Origin of the sequence: Stenotrophomonas sp. 2YAF22 (assembly GCF_052114665.1) — a bacterium.
GTDB classification, from domain to species: domain Bacteria; phylum Pseudomonadota; class Gammaproteobacteria; order Xanthomonadales; family Xanthomonadaceae; genus Stenotrophomonas; species Stenotrophomonas indicatrix.
In genome coordinates, this window is record NZ_JBFRFE010000347.1 from 1 (window position 1) to 4,515 (window position 4,515).

Annotated in this window: 3 protein-coding genes and 1 tRNA gene; all 4 read left to right on the forward strand. The window is 67.0% G+C overall.

All coding sequences use genetic code 11. The features are described 5' to 3' along the window. Positions 1 to 2,765: autotransporter domain-containing protein (locus AB4Y84_RS14030; protein WP_442250305.1), on the forward strand; the 2,765-nt coding region annotated here is incomplete at its 5' end. Positions 2,766 to 2,862: 97 nt separating this feature from the next. Then, on the forward strand, positions 2,863 to 3,867 hold the full coding sequence (locus AB4Y84_RS14035; RefSeq protein ID WP_442243809.1) for a 2-hydroxyacid dehydrogenase: 1,005 nt from the start codon (positions 2,863 to 2,865) through the stop codon (positions 3,865 to 3,867). Between the two features lie 84 nt (positions 3,868 to 3,951). After that, positions 3,952 to 4,027: transfer RNA gene (locus tag AB4Y84_RS14040), tRNA-Thr, on the forward strand. Positions 4,028 to 4,175: 148 nt separating this feature from the next. After that, the coding region (locus AB4Y84_RS14045) for a vWA domain-containing protein (protein ID WP_442250306.1) at positions 4,176 to 4,515 on the forward strand (340 nt) is incomplete at its 3' end.

A 4,515-nucleotide genomic window follows, 5' to 3' on the forward strand; every position in this document is an offset into this window, starting at 1 on the left:
GTGTCACCGTCGCCGACGTCGTCGCGCTGCCGGCGCTGCTGGCCAAAGCGCAGGCCGAAGGCCGCCCGATCCGCGAAGTCGTGCTGCGCACCTCCAATGGTGGCGCGCTGATCGCGGGTGAGTGGCTGCAGGGAGTGATCCGCACCAACGGCCTGAACACCATCGTGTCCGGCCACTGCATCTCGTCCTGCTCGATCATGCAGTCCGGTGGCGTCGAACGTTACCTGGCCGGTGACCTGCCGCTGGTCGACTCGGTGCAGATCCACGCCGCCAGCAGCGGTGGCAAGGTGATCTACACGCCTTCGCCACGGATGACCGAGATCTACACCGGCAACTACGGCGGTGGCATGGATGCCGGCCTGCTGCACAAGGCCATGTACGAGGTGGTGCAGCCCAACGGCCTGCTGGTGTTCCGCGATCCGGCCCGGACCACCGGCGCTTCGGTCAGTTTCGATCCCGATGGCAGCGGCCGCAGGCTGGAGACCTTCCCCGGCCAGGACATCTACAGCAACAACATCATCACCGCCGCCGGTTACCGCGATCCGGGCGATACCCTGACGGTCACCAGCAATGTCAGCGGCGACATCAATCCAGGCTACCTGCGTACTGCGCGCCAGCTGCAGGCGTTCGTCGATGACGACTTCGCGCGCTGGAACGATACCGACTTCGCCACCACGTACATCAACTATGCGGTGAACATCTACAACCGCTCCAGCGCCGGCCCGAACGGCATCGGCCCGGCTTCGGTGCAGGATTACCTCAACAATCCGGGTACACAGCAGCTCCTTCTGGGCCAGCTGCGCCTGGATGAACTGGACGCCTCCACTCTGGGCAATTCGGCTGGCGTGATCCGCGTCGCCAAGGGCGGCACCTGGCGCACCGCCGAAACCACCGGCGCCGATTTCATGCTGGTGGAGAACGGCACCATCGCCCTGGAAGGCGGCGCGTTGCGCACCCCGGAGCTGCGCGTGCTGGCGGCCGGCATGGTGGTCGGCCACGGCGACATCGCCTCGGTTGCCACCGACTCGAGCGCACTGCTCGATGCCACCGGCCCGTCGTACCGCGAGGATGGCTTCAACCGCCTGCGCGTGTACGGCACCCTGATGCCGCGTGGTGGTGACCTGGTCACCCATGGCTACGTCAACATCATGCCGGGCGGCAAGGTGCTGTTCGACGTCACCGAGGCAGGCGGCGCCAACAGTGGCCGTCTGCGCGTGGGCGACTTCTACGACAGCGGCGCCAACGAGGGTGCGCTGGTCATCTCGCCGGGCGCCCACCTTGAACTGAACGTGGCGCAGGGCTTCTACGCCGGCAACTACCAGCGTGAGCTGGTGAGCGGCCCGATCTACCAGGGCGGTTTCACCGATGCGGTGCGCCTGGGTGACACCGGCTATACGGCCAGCATCACCGACGGCGAGGTGTTCCGGCCGCGCCACAATTCGCTGCTGAGCTTCAACATCAACCAGACCGCCGAGGGCCTGTCGCTGACCGCCAACCCCGGCTTCGACCAGCTCGCGCAGCTCACCGGCAACAATGGCAACGATGGACTCGGTCGCGCGCTGGCCACTGCCGGCCAGCGCCAGGATGCCGGGCTGAAGCCGCTGCTGGGGGCGCTGCAGTTCGCTGACCGCGATGTGATCGCCCAGCAGGCCGGTGCACTGCGCGGTGATGGCCATGCCAGCCTGCGCCTGGCCGACAACGCGCTGGTCGGCAGCATCGGCAGCGTGGTGCAGCAGCACCAGGCCGCACGGCGCAGCGGCAGCGGTGATGCCGGTGGCTTGGCCGCACAGGCCGCGCAGGCGGCTTCGGCACAGCCGGGCATGCCCAATGGCAGTCTGTTCAACCAGTTGGCGATGCATCTGGTGGAGCCGGCGGGGGCAGGCGGTGGCAGCACCAACTTCGGCAGCGAAGCGCCGCGCAGCCACGGCCTCTGGGGCCGCGGTTTCGGCAGCCATGGCCGCATCGATGGCGAGGGCGGCGTGGCCGGCCTGAGCCATACCGTCGGCGGCATCGTGCTCGGTGCCGATACGCAGCTGGCCGATGACCGGGTGACGCTGGGCGTCAGCGTTGCCGCCGCGGACATGTCGACCAAGGGCCGCGATGGTTCCGGTTTCAGCGGCGACGTGCGCGCGCTGGATGTGGGCGGCTACCTGGATGCCACCTATTCGCGTGGCTACCTGTCGGCCTCGGTGCGCTATACCGATCTGCGCCACGACACCCGCCGCAGCATCGATGGCATCGATGGCCTGCAGGGTCCGTTGCGTGCCAAGTACAACAACGATGCGATCTCGGCCCGGCTGGAGCACGGCTTCTCGTTCACCACCGCCAAGGGCGTAGTGATCCAGCCGCTGCTGCCGGTGGTCGATTACGCGCGCACCTCGGCCACCCGTTTCAATGAAGGGCAGGGAGCCGGCGCACTGGTGGGGCGTGGTGACAGCCTGGAAAGCATCCGCGTTGGTGCGGGCCTGCAGGTGTTCAAGACCTTCGAAGGCAACAACGGCGAGCGCATCACCCCGCGCGCGCGCGTTGTCTGGCAGAAGGAACTGGGCGACACCCAGGCCCATTACAGCACCGGCTTCGCCGCTGCGCCGGACCTGGTGTTCGGTGCCAGCAGCCAGAGCGTGGGCGAGCAGGTGCTGGCCTGGAACCTGGGTGTGACCAGCCGCGCCACCGATCGCCTGTCGGTGATGGTCGACTACGTGGGCGAGCGCCGCGACGGCCAGCTGCAGAACGGCGTGATGCTGGGCCTGGGCTATACGTTCTAAGGCAGTACCGGTACCGGCGGCCGTCGCGCCGCCGGTGCCATCCCCATCGGGGTGCGGGTGCGCTATGGTCGTGGCGGATTTCCGCGCAGGCCTTGCCATGCAGATCGCCGTTTTCAGTGCCCGTCCCTACGACCGCCGCTTTCTCGAGGAAGCCAACCTGCGCGAGGGGGCAGGGCAGGATTTCCAGTTCGTGTACTTCGACGCGGCGCTGGACGTGCACACCGCCGCGCTGGCACAGGACTGCGCCGCCGTCTGCGTGTTCGTCAACGACAGGCTCGATGCGCCGGTGCTGCAGGCCCTGCATGCGCTGGGCGTACGCGCGGTGCTGCTGCGCTGTGCCGGCTTCAACAATGTGGACCTGGCCAGCGCGAATGCGCTCGGCCTGTTCGTCGCCCGCGTGCCGGCCTACTCGCCGGAAGCGGTGGCCGAGCACGCACTGGCGCTGGTGATGACCCTCAACCGGCACACCCATCGCGCCTACAACCGCGTGCGTGAGGGCAACTTCATGTTGGATGGCCTGCTCGGCCGCACCCTGCATGGCAAGACCGTGGGCATCGTCGGTACCGGCAAGATCGGGTTGGCCACCGCGCGCATCTTCCGCGGCATGGGCTGCACTGTGCTGGGGCACGATCCGTATCCTTCGCCGGCTTTCACCGGGATCGGCACAATGGTTGAACTGGACGAGCTGCTCTCGCGCTCGGACATCGTCTCGCTGCATTGCCCGTTGACCCCGGATACCCAGCACCTGATCGACGACGCCTCGCTGGCGCGGATGAAGCCCGGCGCGATGCTGGTCAACACCTCGCGTGGCGGCCTGGTCGATACCCATGCGGTGATCCGCGCGCTGAAGTCGCGCCGGCTGGGCCACCTGGCCATCGACGTCTACGAGCAGGAAAGCGCGCTGTTCTTCCAGGACCTGTCCGGCGAGATCATCGACGATGAGGCCTTCCAGCGCCTGATGACCTTCCCCAACGTGCTGGTGACCGGCCACCAGGGCTTCTTCACCGTGGAGGCGCTGCAGGAGATCTCGGCGATCACGCTGGGCAACCTGGCCGATTTCGCGGCGGGGCGGGAGTGCGGCAACCGGGTGGCGGCGGGTTGAGAGCCCGGGCGGGTGGGCGTTTGACGGCAACCGTCACGACCGGATTGACCGCAGGGGCAGGGCGACCGTAAAATTGCCTGCTTCGCCGGAATAGCTCAGTTGGTAGAGCGGCGCATTCGTAATGCGTAGGTCGTAGGTTCGATTCCTATTTCCGGCACCAGTTTCAGCAAAAGCCCCGGCCTTGGCCGGGGCTTTTTGTTTGGGCGGCACGGTTCTCCGTCGGCCCTCGCCCCTGGGCCCTTCAGCTCTGCCTATAATCGGCCGCGCAGATCACCTGCACCGGTTCACCCGCACGGAGGCTTCCCATCATGTCCATTGCTGCAATCCCCGATGTTTCGCTGGTCGACAACAGTGAGCAGCGCACGCCGCTGATCCTGGTGCTGGACTGTTCCGGCAGCATGAGCGGTGGCCCCATCGAGCAGTTGAACGCGGGCCTGAAGCTGCTGGAGCAGGAGCTGAAAGCCGATGTGATCGCGGCCAAGCGTGTGCGCGTGCTGCTGGTCGAGTACGGCGGCATGGACAACGCGGCCATCAGCGGTGACTGGTGCGATGCGATGGATTTCACCGCGCCCACGTTGTCGGCCAACGGCACCACGCCGACTGGCGCGGCAGTGGAAGTAGCGCTGCAGGAGATTGAAGACGAGAAGG

Bases quoted from the DNA above. Each gene is read 5' to 3' on its own strand.
- AB4Y84_RS14035 (WP_442243809.1), top strand. From the start codon at position 2,863: ATGCAGATCGCCGTTTTCAGTGCCCGTCCCTACGACCGCCGCTTTCTC.